We start from the raw sequence: 19002 nt of genomic DNA on the forward strand, positions 1-19002 counted from the left end.
GTGCCGTATGATCCCAATCACCATTTGTTTCGTGAGCGGAGGCTCGCTATGACTGACAAGCAGGATACCGGAACCGGTCAGGTCGACCCCAACGAGCTGTCACGCTCGCTGGCCGAGGTCGCCGGCCGCAGTCAGCATCTGGTCAAGGACTTTCTGACGCGTCAGCAGTTCGGCCAGCAGATTTCGGTGGACGATGCGCTGCACATGAGCAAGCTCTTCCAGGACCTCTACACCCGCCTGATGGCCGACCCCGTGCAGTTGATGGAGTCGCAGATGGCCTTCTGGCAGGACTACCTGTCGATTGTCCAGAATCAGACGCTGCGCATGATGGGCGTCGAGAGCGAGCCGGTGCGCGCCGCGCCGAAGAGCGACAAGCGCTTCCAGCACGATGCCTGGGACGACAATCCGTTCTTCGATTTCGTCAAGCAGACCTATCTGTTGACCGCCGATTACCTCAATCACTCGGTGAACACCGTTGAGGGGCTCGACGAGAAGACCCAGCGCAAGATCGACTTCCATACGCGGCAGTTCATCAGCGCCGCTTCGCCCAGCAATTTCCTCGCCACCAACCCCGAGGTGCTTGAGCGGACCGTCGAGACCGGCGGCCAGAACCTGGTGGACGGCCTCAATAACCTCCTCGAGGACCTGGAACGCGGCAACGGCAAGCTCAAGATCCGCCAGACGCATCCGAACGCCTTTGAAGTGGGCGAGGATCTGGCGGTGACGCCCGGCAAGGTGGTGTACGAGAACGAGCTGATGCAGCTGATCCAGTATGCGCCCGCCACGGAGCAGGTGGCGCGCCGGCCGCTGCTGTTCGTGCCGCCGTGGATCAACAAGTACTACATTCTCGATCTCCGGCCCAAGAATTCGCTGGTCAAATGGCTGGTGGACCAGGGCTTTACGGTGTTCGTCATTTCATGGCGCAACCCGGATGCCGAACTCGCCGACAAGGAGTTCGAGGACTACATGAAGCTGGGTCCGCTGGCGGCGCTGGATGCCGTCGAGCAGGCGGTCGGCGAGCGCGACGTCAACATCATCGGCTACTGTCTGGGCGGCACGCTGCTGGCCTCAACCCTCGCCTGGATGGCCAGTCGGGGCGAGGGCGGCGTGAACAGCGCCACCTTCCTGACCACGCTGCTGGACTTTGACAGCCCCGGCGAGCTCGAGGTGTTCATTGACGAGGAGCAGCTCACCAATCTCGAAAAGCAGATGAACGAGCGTGGCTACCTGGCCGGCAATCAGATGGCGTCGACCATGTCGAGTCTGCGCTCCAACGATCTGGTCTGGTCGTTTTTCGTCAACAACTACCTCAAGGGCCAGGATCCGTTCCCGTTCGATCTGCTCTACTGGAACCAGGACTCCACCAACATGCCGGCGCGCATGCATGCCTTCTATCTGCGCAAGATGTACCTCGAGAACAAGCTGCGCGAGCCGGGCGGCATCACGCTGGACGGTATTCCCATCGACCTCGGCAAGGTCGAGGTGCCGTCGTATTTCGTCTCGGCCAAGGAAGACCATATCGCGCCCTGGCATGCCTGCTACCGCGGCTCGCAGCTGTTGAGCGGGTCGACGCGTTTCGTGCTGGGTGGCTCGGGGCATATCGCCGGCGTCGTCAACCCGCCTGAAAAGCAGAAGTACGGCTACTGGCTGAACGGGCGCAACCCCAAGAACCCGGATACCTGGTTCAACGGCGCCAAGCACCATGAGGGCTCCTGGTGGCTCGACTGGGCCAAGTGGCTGTCGCCGAAGCGCGGTGGCGAGGTGCCGGCACGGACCCCCGGTGATGGCAAGCTGACCCCCATCGAGGATGCGCCGGGCCGGTACGTGAAGGAGCCGAGCGATGGTCGATGACGCCCCGCGGGTCGGCATCATCATGGGTAGTCGCTCCGACTGGGAGACCATGGCCCATGCCGACAGTGTGCTAAAGGAGCTCGGCGTGCGCCACGAGTGCCGGATCGTCTCGGCGCACCGCACGCCGGCGCGCATGAACGACTACGCGGCGACGGCGCGGGAGCGTGGTCTGCGGGCCATCATTGCCGGTGCGGGTGGAGCCGCCCATCTGCCCGGCATGGTGGCGGCCCAGACGCCGGTGCCGGTGCTGGGCGTGCCGGTCCAGAGCCGCGCCCTCAAGGGGCTCGACTCGCTGCTGTCCATCGCGCAGATGCCGGGTGGCGTGCCGGTGGCCACGTTCGCCATCGGCGAATCCGGGGCACGCAATGCCGCGCTGTTCGCCGTGGCGATGCTGGCGGCGGATGACCCGGCCCTTGCCGAGCGTCTCGACGCCTTCCGTGAGGCCCAGGCGCAGAAGGTGATCGAGGATGAGCTGCCTTGACTGACCCGGTCCTGCCCGGCGCCACCCTCGGCATCCTTGGCAGTGGGCAGCTGGGCCGTATGCTGGCGCAGTCCGCGCGGCGCATGGGGTATCGCGTTCACACTCTCTCGCCGGCCACGGATTCGCCGACCGGACAGATCGCCGACCGCGAGACCGTCGCCGCCTACGAAGACCTTGATGCCATCGAGCGCTTCGCCCGCGATGTCGATGCGGTCACGTTCGAGTTCGAGAACATATCCTCGGCGGCGGCCGATGTCGCTGCCCGGCATGGCCCGGTGCGACCGCGCGGCGAGGTGCTGCACCTGTGCCAGAACCGCTGGCGCGAAAAGCATGCCCTGACCGACGCCGGGCTGCCCACCGCCCCCTACGAAGCGGTGGAGTCACTCGAGGCGCTGTCGGCCGCCATTGCCCGGCTGGGGACGCCCTGCATCCTGAAAACCGCCGGCTTTGGCTATGACGGCAAGGGCCAGGCCCGGATCGACACCGCGGATGATGCGGCGGCGGCCTGGGCGGCCATCGGCCGGGGTCCGGCGATTCTCGAGGGCGTGGTCGACTTCGCCGCCGAGCTGTCGGTGGTGGCCGCCCGCGGCGCGGCGGGGGATCAGGTGGACTTTGGCGTCATCGAGAACCGGCACGTCGATCACATCCTGGATGTGTCCATTGCCGACGCCCCGCTCACCGACGCCCAGATCACGCGGGCCCGGGAGATCGCCGCGACCGTGATGGAAGCGTTCGACGTGGTGGGTGTGCTCTGCGTGGAGCTCTTTCTGGACCAGAACGGCGAGCTGCTGGTCAATGAGCTGGCGCCGCGGCCGCATAACTCCGGCCATCTGACCATCGAGGCCTGCCCCAGCAGTCAGTTCGATCAGCAGCTGCGGGCGGTCTGTGGCCTGCCACTGGGGGATACCCAGCGCCAGCGGCCCACCGCCATGGCCAACCTGCTGGGCGATCTCTGGGCGCATGGCGAGCCCGACTGGGCCGCGGCGCTATCCGCGCCGAGCGTCAACCTGCACCTCTACGGTAAGGCCGAGCCCAGACCCGGCCGCAAGATGGGGCATCTGACCGCCTCGGCCCCGGATCGGGACGAAGCGGTCCGCCGCGTCCAGGCGGCCCGGGCCGCCCTGGTCCGCCCCCCCAATCCCTGACCCCTTTCAGCACGGAACAATCAATCAACCATGTGGTTTCGCAATCTCTGCGTCTATCAAATCGCCGATGCCTTCACCATCGATGCCGAGGCGCTGGAGGACCGGCTCAGTGCCGGCCAGTTCCAGCCCGTCGGCCCGCATGATCCGGAAACCCGCGGCTGGGTTCCACCGCTCGAGAAGGGGGGTGAGACGCTGGTGCATGCGGCCGGTGACCGTTTCATGATCTGCCTGCAGACCGAAACCCGGGTGCTGCCGCCGGCGGTGGTGCGGGAAAACGTCGATGCCCGCGTGGCCGAGCGCGAGGATGCCATGGCCCGACCTTTGGGGCGGCGCGAGAAGGCCCGCATCAAAGAAGAGGTGACCATCGATCTGCTGCCACGGGCCTTCACGCGCAGCAAACGCGCCTACGCCTATCTGGATCTGAGCGGACGCTGGCTGGTTGTGGATGCCGCCACCTGGCGTGAGGCCGAGCTGCTCACGGATGATCTGCGGGCGCTGCTGGGCAGCCTGCCCATCCGGCCGCTGCAGACCGAGAGCGCGCCGCATCAGGTCATGACCGAGTGGCTCGCCCATGACCGCTTCCCTTCCGACCTGGAGCCGGGCGAGGAGGCGGTGTTCGAGGATCCCCGCAGCGAGGGCGCCGAGGTGCGCTGCAAACGCCAGGACCTGCGCAGCGCCGAAATCCGTGGCCATATCAAGGCCGGTAAGCGCGTCCGTCGGCTGGCGATGACCTGGGATGATCGGGTCAACGCAGTGCTCGACTCGGATCTGTCCATCAAGCGACTGAAGTTCACCGATGGCGTACAGAGTGATGTCGATGACCGCGATGCCGAGTCGCCGCAGGAGCGGTTCGATGCCGACTTTGTGATCATGGCCGAGGAGCTGGGTCGGTTTCTGCCGCGGTTGATGGCCTGGTTTGACTGACGGGGATCATCAGCGGCGTCATCCGGACAAAAAAAAGCCGACGATGACGTCGGCCAAGAGGAGGAGAGTCGGTTCAGGGGATCGCCCCTGACAACGACTCTTATCCTAGTCCTTGTCGCATGCTGCCGGAATAGCCATGGCGGATGATCGCCTATGCTTGCAGGGCACAAATGCCCGGGAACCGCCGCGACGCCGCGTTGTCACCGCGGCGTGTTGAGCCCCGCCATCAACGATTCGGTGTTGGTCGCCAGACTGGCGTAGTGATACCCCCCCTCCTGGATGACCACCGTGGGAAGCCCCAGTCCGGCCACGCGCTCGCCCAGGGTGCGGATATCGTCCGTGTTCACCCCGATCTTCGCCTGCGGGTCTTCGTGGTAGATATCGAAGCCGTTGGAGAACACCAGTGCATCGGGGGCGAACAGGCGGATGGCGGTGAGCGCCTCGTCCAGCCTGCCGAAGAACGCCCCGGCATCGGAGCCGTGGGGGAGCGGCAGGTTGATGGTGGTCCCATAGCCCTCGCCGCGGCCGCGCTCATCCTCGAACCCGGTGACCACCGGATAGAAATTGGTGGGATCGCCGTGGATGGAGACATAAAGGACATCGGCGCGGTCGTAGAAGATCTCCTGGATGCCTTGGCCGTGATGCACATCGGTGTCGAGCACCGCCACCCGGGGGTAGTGCGGACGCAGCGCTTCGGCGGCGATCGCCGCATTGTTCAGGTAGCAGAAGCCACCGGCGGCATCGACCCGCGCGTGGTGACCCGGCGGCCGGCATAGGGCGAACGCCATCGGATCGCCGGCGACGACATCGTCGGCGGCGCACAGCGCGGCCTGCACCGACCAGTAGGCCGACTCCCAGGTATGCTCGCCCACCGGGCAGCTGCCATCGGCCAGATAACGCGCCGCCTCGGCCAGGATGCCCCGCAATGGGTTGGGCTCGCGCACGAACACGTTCGAGAGCACCTCGTCGCCCCAGTCCTCGGGCATGCTCGTCCAGCGCCGGTGGCACGATTCCAGAAACCGCAGATAGCCCAGATCATGCACCCGGCTGATGGGCTGGATGCCGTGATCGCTGACCGTCTCAAGCCGGGCGCCGGCCCGTTCGAGGCCCTCGAGGATGTGCCCGGTCCGCTCGGGGATCTCCTGTGGCGCCCGCATCTGGCCACGGGTGAAATAGGTCCGGGGGTAATGAAGGTCCTGACGGTGATCGAAATAGGCTTTCACGGAGGCTATTCCCTGGGAGATGTGGAGTGGTGCGCCCGGCAGGATTCGAACCTGCGACCTTCGGCTTCGGAGGCCGACGCTCTATCCAGCTGAGCTACAGGCGCATGTCGCAGATTGTAGCGTCTGCCGCGGTCCGGGCATAGCCCCCGGTTTGCCGTGTCGGGCAATGCCGCTATACTTTGTGACAGCCCGAAAATTGAGGATTATCAAGTGAGCGCCGAGCAGGATAGTGTCTTCGTCCGTAACTTCGCACTGGTCATTGCCACGCTGGTGGGCGTGACCGTTCTGCTCATCGTGATCGCGAATTCGGTGTTCGGTGACGAGGATTCTGAACGGCAGGCGCTTGCCGAGGAGCGCGCCGAGCAGAACCTGTCGCCGGATTTCGCCGTCCGCCTCAGTGGCGAGCCGGCGCCCGCCATCGCCTCGGCGGACTCCGGCGCGGATGAGGGCGGCGCCATGGAGGTGCGCAGCGGCGAGCAGGTCACCCAGGCGGTCTGCATCGCCTGTCATCAGGGCAACTTCCTCAATGCTCCCGGGGTCGGCGACAAGGCGGCCTGGAATGAGCGCATTGGCAAGGGCTGGGAAACGCTCACCCAGAACGTCGCCAATGGCTACGGCAACATGCCCGCGCAGGGTGGCGCCGCCTCCGAGGAAGAGATCCGCGCGGCCATCGAGTGGATGGTCGAATCCGAAACCGGGCTGGAAGTCCCCGAGTCCTGATCAGCCCGCCGGCTCGCCGCCGAGCAGGACGTGTTCGGCATGCTCGAGGGCCTCGGGCGTGCCATACACCACCAGTACATCCCCGTCCCGCAGTACGGTGTCCGGTGATGGCTGCGGCCCGCGGATGCCACCCCGCCGCACGGCGTTGATGGTGACCCCAATGGAGTCGGGGTCAATGTCGCTCAGCCGCTGACCGATCGCCGGGGCGTTTCCACTGAGCGTGATGGCGTGGAGCTGTTCCTGGAAGCGCCCGACCTTCTCCATATCCACGCGCTCGGCGCCGTGGAAATACCCCTTGAGCAGCCGGTAACGATCCCCACGGACTTCGCGCACGCTGCGGAACACCTTCGCCATGGGCACCCCCAGCAGCGCCAGCACATGGGAGGACAGCATCAGGCTTGCCTCAAGGATTTCCGGGACCACCACGGTGGCGCCGGCCGCTTCAAAGCGCTCGATCCAGCGGTCGTCGCGGGTGCGCACGATGATCGGAATGTCCGGACGCTCGGCGCGGGTATGCTCGAGCACCTTGAGGCTACCGGCCGGGTTGTCAAAGCTGAGCACGATCATCCGCGCCCGCTCGAGCCCGGCGGCCTGCAGCACTTCGCGTCGCTCGGAATCGCCATAGGTGACCGGGTCGCCGGCGTTGCGGGCCTCCTGGACGCGCTGGGGGTCGAGGTCGAGGGCGAGGTACGGCAGCGCTTCCTGATCCAGGAAGCGGCCGATGTTCTGACCCGTCCGGCCATAGCCGCAGAGGATGACGTGGTTGGCGAGGGGCTCGGCGATACGCGAGACCTCGGTCCTGGCGTCGACGGCATTGGCGCCCTCCGTCGGGGCACTGAGCACGCGCTGGGCGAGCGCCTGGTTGTGGCGGATGAGGATCGGCGCGGCCAGCATGCTCAGGACGATGGCGGCCAGCACCAGCTGGCTGGTGGCCGATGTCATCAGCCCGGCGCTGATCGCCAGGGCGATCAGGGCAAAGCCGAACTCACCGCCGTTGGCGAGGATGATCGCGGTCCGGCCCGAGTCCTGTGGGCCGTCCACCCGGCGGGCGATGGCGTACACCAGCAGCAGCTTGACGGCCACCATGCCGGCGGCGATGAGGAGCACCCAGTGCAGCTCCATGATCAGCACCGGCAGGTTGATCACCATGCCGACGGTGATGAAGAAAAACCCGAGCAGCACATCCCGGAACGGTCGGATGTCGGCATCGATCTGATAGCGGTATTCAGTCTCGCCCAGCATGATGCCGGCAAGGAACGCCCCCAGCGCCAGCGACAGGCCCGCCAGATGGGTCAGCCAGGCTGCGGCGACCGCGATCAGCAGCACCGTCAGCGTGAACAGCTCGTTGGATCGGGCCTGGGCCACTTCGTGGAAGATCGGTCGCAGTGCCTTGCGCCCCACCCAGACCATGATGCCGAACACCACCACACCCTTGATCAGCGCCAGCCCCAGCTCGGTGGTCAGTGAGTTGTCGCTGTTGCCGGCCAGGATCGGAATGGCGATCAGCAGCGGGACGACCGCCAGATCCTGAAACAGCAGCACGCCCACTGCCCGCCGCCCATGTCGGGTGTGCACCTCGACCTGCTCGGTGAGCTGCTTGGTGACGATGGCGGTGGACGACAGTGCCAGCGCGCCGCCCAGCACCACGCCCACCTCGATGGAGCCGGTCAGCCACCAGGCGATGCCACCGAACAGCGCCAGACACAGGGTGACCTGGCTGCCACCCAGTACGCCCACGGCCCAGCGCATGGCGTGCAGCTGCGGAAACGAAAACTCCAGACCGATGGTGAACAGCAGAAAGACCACTCCGAACTCGGCGAGCAGATGGGTGGTTTCGTTTTCGGGGATAAGACCCAGTGCCGAGGGGCCCAGGGCCATGCCCACCACCAGGTAGGCGATGATCGGCGGCAGGGTCAGCCGGCGGAACACCGAGACCGCCACCACGGAGGTGGTCAGCAGGAGGATGATGCTTTGCAGGCTGTCCATGCTCGGGGTGGCGTCCTCGCCTATTGGTAGCGCTCGAGGGTCAGGCCGGAGACATCAATATCCGGCGTACGTTGGTCGATCATATCAGCGACGACGCGCCCGGTCCCGGCGGCGAAGGTCCAGCCGAGGTGGCCGGCGCCGGTGTTGAGGTAGAGCCCGTCGATGCCGCTAGGCCCCAGGATCGGCGGACCATCAATGGTCATCGGGCGCAGGCAGGCCCATTGATCGGCCTCGCGGGTGTCGACCTGGCGCGCCAGGGCGGGAAAGTTCGCCAGCCCCTGTTCGAGCACATGCTCGACCCGCTGCGGCCGTATCCGCCGGTCATAACCGGTGAACTCGGCGGTACCGGCCATGCGCAGTTGATCGCCCAGTCGCGTGATGACGATCTTGCGGCCATCGTCGATGATCGGCAACCGCGGTGCCGCCTCGAGCCCGTCCACGGGCAGCGTGGCGGAGTAACCCTTCACTGGCTTGATGGGCAGGCGAAGGCCTGCCTGACGGGCCAGGTACGGTGCCTCGGCGCCGGTGGCCAGCACGAATGCGTCGGCCTCGAGGGTGGTCTGGTCGGTGTCGATGGCCCGCAGCCGGCCGGCTTTGACGTGCAGGCGTTGTACCGATTCGCCCAGTCGCAGGGTCAGTCCGCGCTCGACGGCCTTCTCGCCCAGCCGCTGACAGAAAAGGCGGGCATCACCGCTGGCGTCGTCGGGGTAGAAGAACCCGCCGGCGAGTTCCGCCTGGATATCGGCGAGTGCCGGCTCGCGCTGGCTGATCCCGGCGGGGCTCAGCGTCTCGTGGCGCACCCCCGAGTCCGCCATCAGGCGGCTGCTGGCGCGGGCGGTCTCCATTTCCTCGGGATGCCGGAAGATTTTGAGGATGCCGTTGTGCGCCTGGGTATAGTCGATGGCGGTTTCCGCCTCGAGCTCGCGCATGCGCTGCAGGCTGTAAGTGGCCAGACGCGCGTTGACGGCCGTGTTGCGGGCGTGGTGATGGGGGCGGCTGTAGCGCAGGAATCCCAGTCCCCAGCCCATCAGGCGCGGCAGTTGCGCGGGCCGCAGCAGCAGTGGTGAGTCCTCGCGCCCCATCCAGCGCAGCAGCTGGCCCAGGGCCTGGGGGGTATTCCAGGGCTCAGTGTGGCTGGCGTGGAGCATGGCTCCATTGGCATGGCTCGCCTCCGAGGCCAGTTCCGGTGCCCGGTCGAGCAGCGTCACCGAATGACCGCCCTCGAGTAGATACCATGCCGTGGCCACGCCGACCAGGCCGCCGCCCATCACGATGATATTCACTGAACCTCCCCTGACGTATTGCGTTCAGTTTAACGCTGAACCCGCTCACGATAGGACAGTGCTTCGGCGATGTGGTGTTCCCGTATGTCGGCAGCGCCGTCGAGATCGGCGATGCTGCGCGCGATCCGCCAGCAGCGGTGCCAGCCGCGTGCCGACAGACCAAAGCGTTGGGTGGCCTGGCGCATGATTTGCCGGCCGGCGGCATCGAGTTGGCCGACGCGGCGCATCGCGCTCACCGACAGATGACTGGCCGGGATCCCGTCACGGTCCAGCTGGCGCTCGCGGGCGATCTGGACGCGGCGGGCCACCGCGTCGCTGGACTCGCCCTCAGTGCAGGTGTCGAGCTGGGCGGCGGTCAGCCGGGGGACCCGCACCTGCAGATCGATGCGATCCAGCAACGGACCGCTGATGCGGTTGCCGTAGCGACGGATCTGCGCCGGCGTGCAGCGGCAGTCATGGTCGCTGTCACCCTCGTAGCCGCAGGGGCAGGGGTTCATGGCCGCAATCAGCTGGAAGCGGGCGGGAAAGCGCAGCCGCGCGTTGACCCGCGAGACGCTGATTTCGCCGGTCTCGAGTGGCTCGCGCAGGGCCTCGAGGGCTTCACGGGGGAATTCGGGCAGCTCGTCGAGGAACAGCACCCCGTGGTGGGCGAGCGAGATCTCGCCGGGCCGCGGGCGCATGCCACCGCCGGTCAGTGCCCGCGACGATGTGCTGTGATGGGGGCTGCGGAAGGGGCGTCGGGCCCAGTGAGCGGGGTCAAAGCAACCCTCGGCGATGGAGTGCAGCGATGCCGACTCCATTGCCTCGGCATCGGTCATGGCGGGCAGCAGGCCTGGCAGGCGCGCCGCCATCAGGCTTTTGCCACTGCCGGGCGGGCCGCAGAACAGCAGGCTATGGCCGCCGGCCGCGGCGATTTCAAGGGCCCGCCGCGCCGGCGCCTGGGCGATGACATCGCGCAGATCGGGGCCTGCCGGGGCATGGCCGCGCCCGCTGGGCTGCGCCGGTGGCAGGGGACGCTTGCCGCCGAGATGCCGGGTCACATCGAGCAGATGATCGGCGCCATGCACGGGGCCACCCGCCAGCGCGGCCTCGGCGGCATTGTCGGCGGCAACGACGAGGGTTTCCGAGGCGGCGGTACAGCGCAGTGCCACGGGCAGGGTGCCGTTGACCGGACGCAGGCGGCCGGACAGCGCCAGCTCGGCGCAGAACACGGTGGTCCCGCAATGCTGTCCGGGAATCTGGCCGGAGGCCACGAGGATGCCCAGCGCAATCGCCAGGTCGAAGCGGGCGCCATCCTTGGGCAGATCGGCGGGGGCGAGATTGACGGTGATGCGGCGACGCGGGAATTCAAAACCGCTGGTGGTCAGTGCCCCGCGGACCCGGTCGCGGGCCTCGCGCACCGCCGTATTGGGCAATCCCACGATGGACAGCGACGGCAGACCGCCGCCCAGATGAACCTCGACGCCCACGCGCGGGGCGTCGATGCCCACCGCCGCGCGGGCCTGAATCTGTGCCAGTGCCATGGCGACGCACCTCCCTGTGCGAAGCTGAGGACCCCGCGTATGGCGGGCGGGAATCAGTCGGCGGCGTCGTCCGGCTGTGCCGCTTCGCCGGTTGTTGGCGTCCCCTCGAGCGCCGCGACCCGGGCTTCCATCGCCTCGAGGCGCTCGCGGGTGCGGGCAAGCACCTTGGCCTGGGCGTCGAATTCCTCGCGGGTGACGAGCTCCATCCGGCTGAAAGTGCTCTGCAGCGCCACCCGGGCGTTCTTCTCGACTTCCGCCTGAAAGTCGCGCAGCCCGCTGGGCAGGTTTTCGGAAAAGCGCTTCGCCATGTCGTCAAGCTGTTTCGGATCGAGCATTGTTCGGCCTCCGTTGACTGTCGGGCCAGTTTAAGGCGTTCGCGGGCAATTCCCAATCCACGGGGCGACTCATTTTGGTGCGTCCGATGAACGGAGTTTGCACCGAGAAAGTGCATATTGCCCGCGATGCACAGGATCAGGTCGCCGATCGCTGAGCGCCCGCTCGTTGGCACGGTCCGTGCATAAACTCTGGTGCATTTATATCGTTCATGGGCACCGGGGGATCCGGTCCCGACAGGGGAGTTCAGGCATGAAGCTGATCACTGCGATTATCAAGCCTTTCAAGCTCGACGATGTCCGGGAGTCACTCTCGGAGATCGGCGTGCAGGGCGTCACCGTCACCGAGGTCAAGGGATTTGGCCGTCAGAAAGGCCACACCGAGCTCTATCGGGGGGCTGAGTACGTCGTCGATTTCCTGCCCAAGATGAAGGTCGAGGTCGTGCTCGACGATGATCTTGTCGAACGCGCCATGGAGGCCATCAGCAAGGCGGCCAACACCGGCAAGATCGGCGACGGCAAGATCTTTGTCTCGCCCGTCGAACAGGCCATCCGCATTCGTACGGGTGAAACCGACAAAGACGCACTCTAAGGAATCACTGGGAGTCTGAAACATGTCTGCAGAATTCAACGAACTGGCCTACGCGCTGGATACTTTTTACTTCCTGATCTCCGGGGCGCTGGTCATGTGGATGGCCGCCGGGTTCACCATGCTCGAATCGGGCCTGGTGCGCTCGAAGAACACCACCGAGATCCTCACCAAGAACGTTTCGCTCTACGCGATCGCCTGCATCATGTACATGCTGATCGGCTACAACATCATGTATGGCGGCGGCATCAGCAGCGTCATTCCGTCCATCGGCGGCATTCTCGGCGCATCGGATAACGTGCCGGCGGACATCGCCGCGGGCAGCGATGCCTACTACTCGAACATCTCCGACTTCTTTTTCCAGGTGGTGTTCGTGGCAACCGCGATGTCGATCGTCTCGGGTGCCGTGGCCGAGCGGATGAAGCTCTGGACGTTCCTCCTGTTCACGGTGATCGTCACCGGCCTGGTCTATCCCATCCAGGGCTTCTGGAGCTGGGGTGGTGGCTTCCTGGCCGAGGTCGGTTACTCCGATTACGCCGGCTCGGGCATCGTCCACATGTTCGGTGCGGCCGCGGCGCTGGCGGCGGTGATGGTGCTGGGCCCGCGCAAGGGCAAGTTCGGCCCCAATGGCGAGGTCAAGCCGATTCCGGGTGCCAACATGCCGCTGGCGACGCTGGGTGTGTTCATCCTGTGGTTCGGCTGGTTCGGCTTTAACGGCGGCTCCGAGCTCAAGCTCTCCGACGCCGGCTCAGCCAACGCGGTCGCCCTGGTGTTCGCCAACACCAACCTGGCCGCTGCCGGTGGTGTCGTCGCCGCGCTGGTCACCGCGCGCCTGATGTTCGGCAAGGCCGACCTGACCATGGCCCTCAACGGCGGTATCGCCGGTCTGGTGTCGATCACCGCGGGTCCCAACGTGCCGAGTCTGCTGGGCGCGACCCTGATCGGCGTTGTCGGCGGCGTGCTGGTGGTGTTCTCCATCGTCGGACTCGACAAGCTCAAGCTCGACGACCCGGTGGGTGCCATCTCCGCGCACGGCACGGCCGGCATCTGGGGTGTCCTGGCGGTGCCGCTGTGGAATGAAGGCGCCAGCTTCGGGCCGCAGATCATCGGTCTGGTGACGATCTTCGTCTGGACCTTTGGCGTCAGCTACATCCTCATGACCATCCTCAAGGCGGTGATCGGACTGCGTGTCTCCGAGGAGGATGAAGAGACCGGGCTCGACATTGTCGAATGCGGTGTCGAGGCCTATCCGGAGTTCAGCAACCCGCGCTAACGCGGACCGGCTGAACCACGGACCCACGGGCGCCTTCGGGCGCCCGTTTTTTTTCTGGGGCAGGATGAGCACCTGCGTTAGACTGCCGGGCCTCAGATGGGCTGACGCACGATAGGGAGACAAGCATGAAAGTGGGTGTTGCCGGACTGGGCGTGATGGGCCGGGCGATGGCGCGGAACCTGTCCGCCGATGGACTGCTCGCGGGGGTGTGGAACCGCACGCGGGCCACGGCCGATGCCCTCGGCAATGAGCTGGACGTACCGGTGGCCGACGATGCGACGGCGCTTGCCGACGCCTGCGATGTGGTCATCACCTGCGTCCGCGCGGATGCCGATGTGCTGGAAGTGGTTGCGGCGCTGGCGGCGGGTGTCAGCCCGCGTGATGTGGTGATCGATACCTCGACCATTGGCGTGGACGCGGCCGGCGAGGCCGCCGCGATGCTGGAGGCGAAGGGCGCGACGTTCCTGGATGCGCCGGTCACCGGTGGCCCCGAGGGCGCCGAGGCCGGCACCCTGCAGATCATGGTGGGCGGCGACCCGGCGGTGCTCGAGCGGGTGCGCCCGGCCCTGCAGGCCATCGGCAGCGACGCGACGCACTTCGGGCCGGTGGGCAGTGGCCAGCGGGCCAAGGCGGTCAATCAGGTGATGGTTGCCGGCATCGTCCAAGCGATCAGCGAGTCACTGTCATTCGCTGAGGCGAGTGGCCTCGACACCGAGCGCCTGCTGCCGGTTCTCACCGGTGGCGCGGCGGGAAGCCGTCTGCTCGAGCGCCGTGGCAGCCGGATACTGGCCGGCGATTTTGAGCCCGGCTTCCGGGTGTCGCTGCATCACAAGGATCTCAACCTGTGCCGCGACCTGCTGCAGAAGCTCGACGTCAATCTGCCGCTGGTGGAGATGACCATCAAGCACTATGAGCGCCTGCTGGATCAGGGCTACGGCGACGAGGACACCTCGGCGCTGTTCCGCCTCAAGCGCGAGCTGTTCGAATCGGGCAACCGCAAGAGTCTCTAGGCCGGGCGGGTCAGCCGCCGGCCTGGAGGAGGATGGATTCGATCTGCTGATCGGCCATCCGCGCCCTGACTCCATTGACCTGCTCGAGATCGGCGAACGGCCCCACGCGAACCCGGTGCCAGGTCTCGCCGCCGGGCAGCTCGACCACCTGGACGCGGGCCTGGATGCCCAGCAGCGCCAGGCTGGCTTTCAGTGAATCGGCATCCTCCGCCTGACGGAACGAGCCGGCCTGCAGCAGATAGCGGGTGCCGTCCGATTCGGGGGCGGCCGGTGGATCAGCGGCGGGATCGGCCTCGGGCACGGCCGGTGCGGGCGGCTCCCCGCCGTCATCCCGCTCGCCCACTTCCACCTCCTGCTCGTTGAGCAGGCGATAGAACTCGAACCGCGGCTGATCGTCCTGCGTCGCCGGCGAGGGGGCCGCTTCACTGTCTGCGGTTGCGTCGGCGCGGGGTGCATCGGGCCGGCGATGCTCGAGGTGCACCACCAGGGCCACCAGCAGGCCGACGGCCAGCCCCGTCGCCCCCCAGACAATGGCACCCGGCCGACGGCCCGACGCCGCCCGGGCGCGGGTCGGACGGCTCGCCTGCCCATTGCTCTTGCGGGCCGGCTTGCGGCGGGTGCTGCCCTTCGCTGCCATGTCTACATGCGTTCCGGTGCCGAGACGCCCAGCAGATCGAGGCCATTGCGCACCACCTGGCGCACGGCCTCGATCAGCGTCAGGCGGGCATCGCGCAGGTCGCGGTCGTCGACCAGGAACGTATGGGCGTTGTAGTAGGTGTGAAACGCGCCGGCCAGCTCGCGCAGGTAGGCGGCCAGCAGGTGCGGCTCGTGATTGGCCGCCGCCGACTCGAGCGCCTCGGGGTAGCGGCCGAGGGCCTGAATGAGGGCCTGCTCATGATCGGCGTCGAGCCGGTCGACATGGCTCAGCCCGTTGTCGTGGTCATGCTCGATCCCGCGCTCGTGCCTCTGCCGGCGTACGCTGCAGACCCGGGCGTGGGCGTACTGAATGTAGTAGACCGGGTTGTCGTTGGACTGCGACTTGGCCAGCTCGAGGTCGAAGTCGAGGTGCTGTTCGGGCCGACGCATGACATAGAAAAAGCGGGCGGCGTCGTTGCCCACCTCGTCGCGGAGGGCGCGCAGGGTGACGAACTCGCCGGCACGGGTCGACATGGGCAGGCGCTCGGAGCCGCGGTAGAGGATGGCGAACTGCACCAGCCGGAAGGTGAGCGCGTCGGTGGCATGGCCAAACGCCTCGAGGCTCGCCCGCACGCGGGCCATGTAGCCGTGATGATCGGCGCCGAAGACATCGATGGCCTGTTCGAAGCCACGCTCGAACTTGTTCAGGTGATAGGCGATGTCCGAGGCGAAGTAGGTGGTCTGCCCATCCGCCCGGCGCACCACCCGGTCCTTGTCATCGCCATAGTCGGTGGAGCGGAACCAGCGGGCACCCTCGGCGTCGTAGAGCGCGCCGGCGGCCTGGAGCTGCTCGAGGGCATGCTCCACCGCGCCGGTGCGCACCAGTGCGCGCTCGCTGAACCAGCGGTCGTAGCGGACACCGAAGGCGGCCAGGTCCTCGGCGATATCCCCGGTGATGGCGGTGACCGCCGCTTCGAGGATCTCCTCGTAGCGGCCTTCTCCCAGCAGGCCCCGGGCGCGCGCGATGAGGGCGTCGATATACGCCTCCTTGTCGCCGCCGGCGTGGGCATCGGCGGGCAGACCAGCGGTCAGCTCGGCGGCGGTGATGCGGTAGCGCTCGCCGGCCTCGGCCTCCAGATCGCGGGCAATGCCGTGGATGTAGTCGCCGCGATAGCCGTTGGCGGGAAAGGCCATGGACTCGCCACGATGTTCCAGATAGCGGATCAGCACGCTGACGGCGAGGATATGCATCTGCCGCCCGGCGTCGTTGATGTAATACTCGCGATGGACGGCGTGGCCGGTCGCCTCGAGCACGTCGGCCAGCGCCGCCCCAAAGGCGGCGCCGCGGCCATGGCCGACATGCAGCGGGCCGGTGGGGTTGGCCGAGACGAACTCGACGATCACCTGCTGGCCCCGGCCATAGTGGCTGCGGCCGAATTCACGGCCCTCGCGGTGGATCCGGGCGATGACGGCGTTGGCCGCATCGCGGGTGAGAAAGAAGTTGATGAACCCGGGGCCGGCCACCTCGACCTGATCGATGTGGGCATGCACCGGCAGATGGGCCACCAGCCGGGTCGCCAGCTCGCGGGGGTTCTGGCGCAGTACCGGGGCCAGACGCATGGCGAGGTTGCTGGCGTAGTCGCCGTGGCCGCTGCCGCGGCCGCGCTCGAGCTGGATGTCGATCCGGTCGGGAAGGCTGAGGGATTCGGCGGCGGCCAGGGATTGCAGGGCCTGACTCAGCAGATCGACGAGTTCTTCTTTCATCGGGGTGTTCAATATCCGGTTGGCAAACGAGCGACCATTATCCGGCCTCGGTCGCAGTCTTCAAGCGCTACAGCGACTCGGCCGGATCGACATCCACCGACCAGCGCACCTGCCGCGCCTCGGGCAGCCGCCCCAGTGCCGGCAGCCAGCCGCTGAGCACGGCCTGCAGATTGCTACGGCTGTCGGCCAGAAGCATCAGCTGGGCGCGATGGCGACCGGCGCGTCGCTCCATGGGTGCGGGAAACGGACCGAGCCGCTCCACCGCGTCGTCGGCGGGGGCCAGTGGCACGGCGGCGCGTAGAAAGGCCAGTGGCGCGTGACGGTCGGTGGCCTCGGCGCGGATCAGTGCCATCGCCCGCATGGGCGGCAGTCCGGCGGCCTCACGCTCGGCCAGTGCCGTCCGGGCGAACGCCGGGTAGCCACCGTGCAGCAGCTGCTGGAGCAGCGGGTGCTCCGGGTGATGGGTCTGGATGACCACCTCGCCGGGCCGCTCGGCCCGGCCGGCCCGCCCGGCGACCTGAATGACCTGCTGGGCGAGCCGCTCAGGCGCCCGAAAATCGGCACCGAACAGGCCCTGGTCGGCGTCAACGATGGCGACCAGCGTCACCGCCGGCAGATGATGGCCCTTGGCGAGCATCTGGGTGCCCAGGATCAGCCGCGTCTCGCCGGTCTGCGCCCGCTGCATGGCCTGCTCGAAGCTGCCGCGGCGGCGGGTGCTGTCGCGGTCGATGCGCACCGGGGGGGTATGCGGGAAGGCCTCGGTCAACGCCGCCTCGATCCGCTCGGTACCCAATCCCAGTGCGCGCAGATCGACGCTGCCGCAGCTCGGGCAGTGGTGTGGCAGGCGCTGCTCGCGATTGCAGTGATGGCAGTGCAGGCGGCCACGCCCGCGGTGATAGGTATAGCGGGCGTCGCAGCGATCGCACTCGGCGAGCCAGCCGCATTCATGGCAGATCAGTGTCGGGGCAAAGCCGCGTCGGTTGAGAAATAGCAGGGCCTGACCGCCGGCATCCAGATGGCTCTGTACCCGGTCGATGAGCGGCTGCGAGAGGCCTTCCCGGGTGGGCTGACCGCGCATGTCCAGCAGCTGCATTGAGGGCGGCCGGGCATGACCGGCCCGCTGGGTCAACGCATGGTGTTGATAGCGCCCCTGCGCGGCATTCGCGAGGCTTTCCAGCGACGGCGTCGCCGAGCCGAGGACAACGGGGACGTCGCTGCGGTAGGCGCGCAGCACCGCCAGATCCCGCGCCGAGTAGCGAAACCCCTCCTGTTGCTTGAGCGAGGCGTCGTGCTCTTCATCGATGACGATCAATCCGGGCCGGGCCAGCGGCACGAATACCGCCGATCGCGTGCCGATGACCACGTCCGCCACGCCTGCCCGCGCCGCCAGCCAGGCATTGAGGCGCTCGCCATCGGCCTGCCCCGAATGGAGGATGGCGATCCGCCCGCTGAGACGGCTTTGAAAGCGCTGCACGAGCTGAGGGGTCAGGCCGATTTCGGGGACGATGACCAGGACCTGCCGCCCGCATTCGAGGGTGCGGGCGATGGCGTCCAGATAGACCTCGGTCTTGCCACTGCCGGTCACGCCGTCGATCAGGATGGCGGCATGCCCGGCCGTCGGGCGGATGGCGGCGGCGCAGGCCTGCTGCTCGTCATTGAGGGCGGCGCCGGGTTGATCGGCGCGTCCCGGCAACAGGCCGTAGTCGGGGGCGGTATCGGTGGCCGCCAGTCCCTGCTCGACCAGACGCCTGAGCACGCTGCGGGCGTCGCCACCGATGCCCGCGAGCTGCACGGGGGTCAGCGTGCCGCTGCGCTGCAGGGCCTCGAGCAGCTGGCGCTGGCGGGGTGCCCGTCGCGCCCGGGCGTCGGGCTGAGCCGCACGACCCGCGTCGGTCAGGTGCCAGGCGGTGGACTGGCCGGGCGTCGCCGGATCGCCACGGCGCAGCCGTGTCGGCAGGGCGGTGAGATAGGCCTCGCCCGGCGGGTGGTGATAATAGCGGGCGGCCCATTCGATCAGGGCCATGGTGGCGGGATCGAGCAGCGGCGTCGGGTCGATGACATCGATGATCGGTCGCAGCCGGTCGGCGGCCAGATCGCTGGCGGTGGGGCCGGCGGTGACGATCCCCACCCGCTCGCGGCGCCCCAGCGGAACCCGGACACGGGCGCCCACGGCCGGCGCGGGACCGTTGGCGGGGGGTAGGTAGTCGAGGGCCTCAGTGAAGGGCCCCGCCACCGCGACTCGGATGATATCGGTCATGGGCG

Annotated in this window: 16 protein-coding genes and 1 tRNA gene; 8 read left to right on the plus strand and 9 right to left on the minus strand. The window is 67.4% G+C overall.

The annotated features are described in order from the left end of the window. The first annotated feature begins 48 nt into the window (after window positions 1-48). From BBH56_RS00300 to BBH56_RS00315, 4 genes are read left to right on the plus strand one after another with little or no spacing between them, the layout of a single operon-like run. Window positions 49-1851 (plus strand): PHA/PHB synthase family protein, encoded by a 1803-nt coding sequence (locus BBH56_RS00300; protein WP_148121557.1) that lies wholly within the window; start codon window positions 49-51, stop codon window positions 1849-1851. After that, window positions 1841-2332: a 5-(carboxyamino)imidazole ribonucleotide mutase gene (gene purE / locus BBH56_RS00305; RefSeq protein WP_069133910.1), complete on the plus strand. Its 492-nt coding sequence runs from the start codon at window positions 1841-1843 to the stop codon at window positions 2330-2332. Before BBH56_RS00300 ends, purE begins: the two co-directional genes overlap by 11 nt. Beyond that, window positions 2329-3477, plus strand: a complete 1149-nt coding sequence (locus BBH56_RS00310) for a 5-(carboxyamino)imidazole ribonucleotide synthase (RefSeq protein ID WP_148121558.1) — start codon at window positions 2329-2331, stop codon at window positions 3475-3477. Before purE ends, BBH56_RS00310 begins: the two co-directional genes overlap by 4 nt. A gap of 30 nt (window positions 3478-3507) precedes the next feature. Beyond that, entirely contained in the window at window positions 3508-4401 is an 894-nt protein-coding gene (locus tag BBH56_RS00315) for a recombination-associated protein RdgC (RefSeq protein ID WP_069133912.1), read from the plus strand. Window positions 4402-4601: 200 nt separating this feature from the next. Here BBH56_RS00315 and BBH56_RS00320 read toward each other — a convergent pair whose 3' ends face one another. Further along, on the minus strand, window positions 4602-5624 hold the full coding sequence (locus tag BBH56_RS00320) for a histone deacetylase family protein (RefSeq protein WP_069133913.1): 1023 nt from the start codon (window positions 5622-5624) through the stop codon (window positions 4602-4604). Window positions 5625-5651: 27 nt separating this feature from the next. Continuing rightward, window positions 5652-5728: transfer RNA gene (locus BBH56_RS00325), tRNA-Arg, on the minus strand. A gap of 106 nt (window positions 5729-5834) precedes the next feature. On the opposite strand from BBH56_RS00325, the gene BBH56_RS00330 reads away from it, so the two are divergent. After that, window positions 5835-6344: a c-type cytochrome gene (locus BBH56_RS00330; protein ID WP_148121559.1), complete on the plus strand. Its 510-nt coding sequence runs from the start codon at window positions 5835-5837 to the stop codon at window positions 6342-6344. Here the strand turns inward: BBH56_RS00330 and BBH56_RS00335 are convergent, their stop codons facing one another. From BBH56_RS00335 to ubiK, 4 genes are read right to left on the minus strand one after another with little or no spacing between them, the layout of a single operon-like run. After that, a complete protein-coding gene (locus tag BBH56_RS00335; RefSeq protein WP_148121560.1) occupies window positions 6345-8330 on the minus strand; it encodes a monovalent cation:proton antiporter family protein in 1986 nt (661 codons plus the stop codon). A gap of 20 nt (window positions 8331-8350) precedes the next feature. Further along, window positions 8351-9613 (minus strand): D-amino acid dehydrogenase, encoded by a 1263-nt coding sequence (locus BBH56_RS00340; protein ID WP_148121561.1) that lies wholly within the window; start codon window positions 9611-9613, stop codon window positions 8351-8353. 29 nt (window positions 9614-9642) lie between these two features. Further along, entirely contained in the window at window positions 9643-11136 is a 1494-nt protein-coding gene (locus BBH56_RS00345; protein WP_148121562.1) for a YifB family Mg chelatase-like AAA ATPase, read from the minus strand. Between the two features lie 53 nt (window positions 11137-11189). Then, entirely contained in the window at window positions 11190-11471 is a 282-nt protein-coding gene (gene ubiK / locus BBH56_RS00350) for a ubiquinone biosynthesis accessory factor UbiK (RefSeq protein ID WP_148121563.1), read from the minus strand. Between the two features lie 250 nt (window positions 11472-11721). Here ubiK and glnK point away from each other — a divergent pair, with 250 nt between their 5' ends. From glnK to BBH56_RS00365, 3 genes are all read left to right on the plus strand, one after another. Then, window positions 11722-12060, plus strand: coding sequence for a P-II family nitrogen regulator (gene glnK / locus BBH56_RS00355; protein ID WP_069133919.1), 339 nt, complete (start codon window positions 11722-11724; stop codon window positions 12058-12060). A 22-nt stretch (window positions 12061-12082) separates the two neighbouring features. Further along, a complete protein-coding gene (locus BBH56_RS00360) occupies window positions 12083-13330 on the plus strand; it encodes an ammonium transporter (protein WP_144347052.1) in 1248 nt (415 codons plus the stop codon). Between the two features lie 125 nt (window positions 13331-13455). Further along, complete coding sequence (locus BBH56_RS00365; protein ID WP_148121564.1) at window positions 13456-14340, plus strand: NAD(P)-dependent oxidoreductase; 885 nt, start codon at window positions 13456-13458, stop codon at window positions 14338-14340. Between the two features lie 10 nt (window positions 14341-14350). Here the strand turns inward: BBH56_RS00365 and BBH56_RS00370 are convergent, their stop codons facing one another. The 3 genes from BBH56_RS00370 to BBH56_RS00380 form a co-directional block, all read right to left on the minus strand. Next, window positions 14351-14977 carry an SPOR domain-containing protein gene (locus BBH56_RS00370; protein WP_148121565.1) on the minus strand — a complete coding sequence of 209 codons (627 nt, stop codon included), beginning with the start codon at window positions 14975-14977 and terminating at the stop codon, window positions 14351-14353. Between the two features lie 2 nt (window positions 14978-14979). Further along, complete coding sequence (gene argS / locus BBH56_RS00375) at window positions 14980-16740, minus strand: arginine--tRNA ligase (protein ID WP_148121566.1); 1761 nt, start codon at window positions 16738-16740, stop codon at window positions 14980-14982. Between the two features lie 67 nt (window positions 16741-16807). After that, window positions 16808-18997, minus strand: coding sequence for a primosomal protein N' (locus BBH56_RS00380; protein ID WP_148121567.1), 2190 nt, complete (start codon window positions 18995-18997; stop codon window positions 16808-16810). Window positions 18998-19002 lie beyond the last annotated feature (5 nt).

The organism is Spiribacter roseus, from assembly GCF_002813635.1.
Classification (GTDB): Bacteria; Pseudomonadota; Gammaproteobacteria; order Nitrococcales; family Nitrococcaceae; genus Spiribacter; species Spiribacter roseus.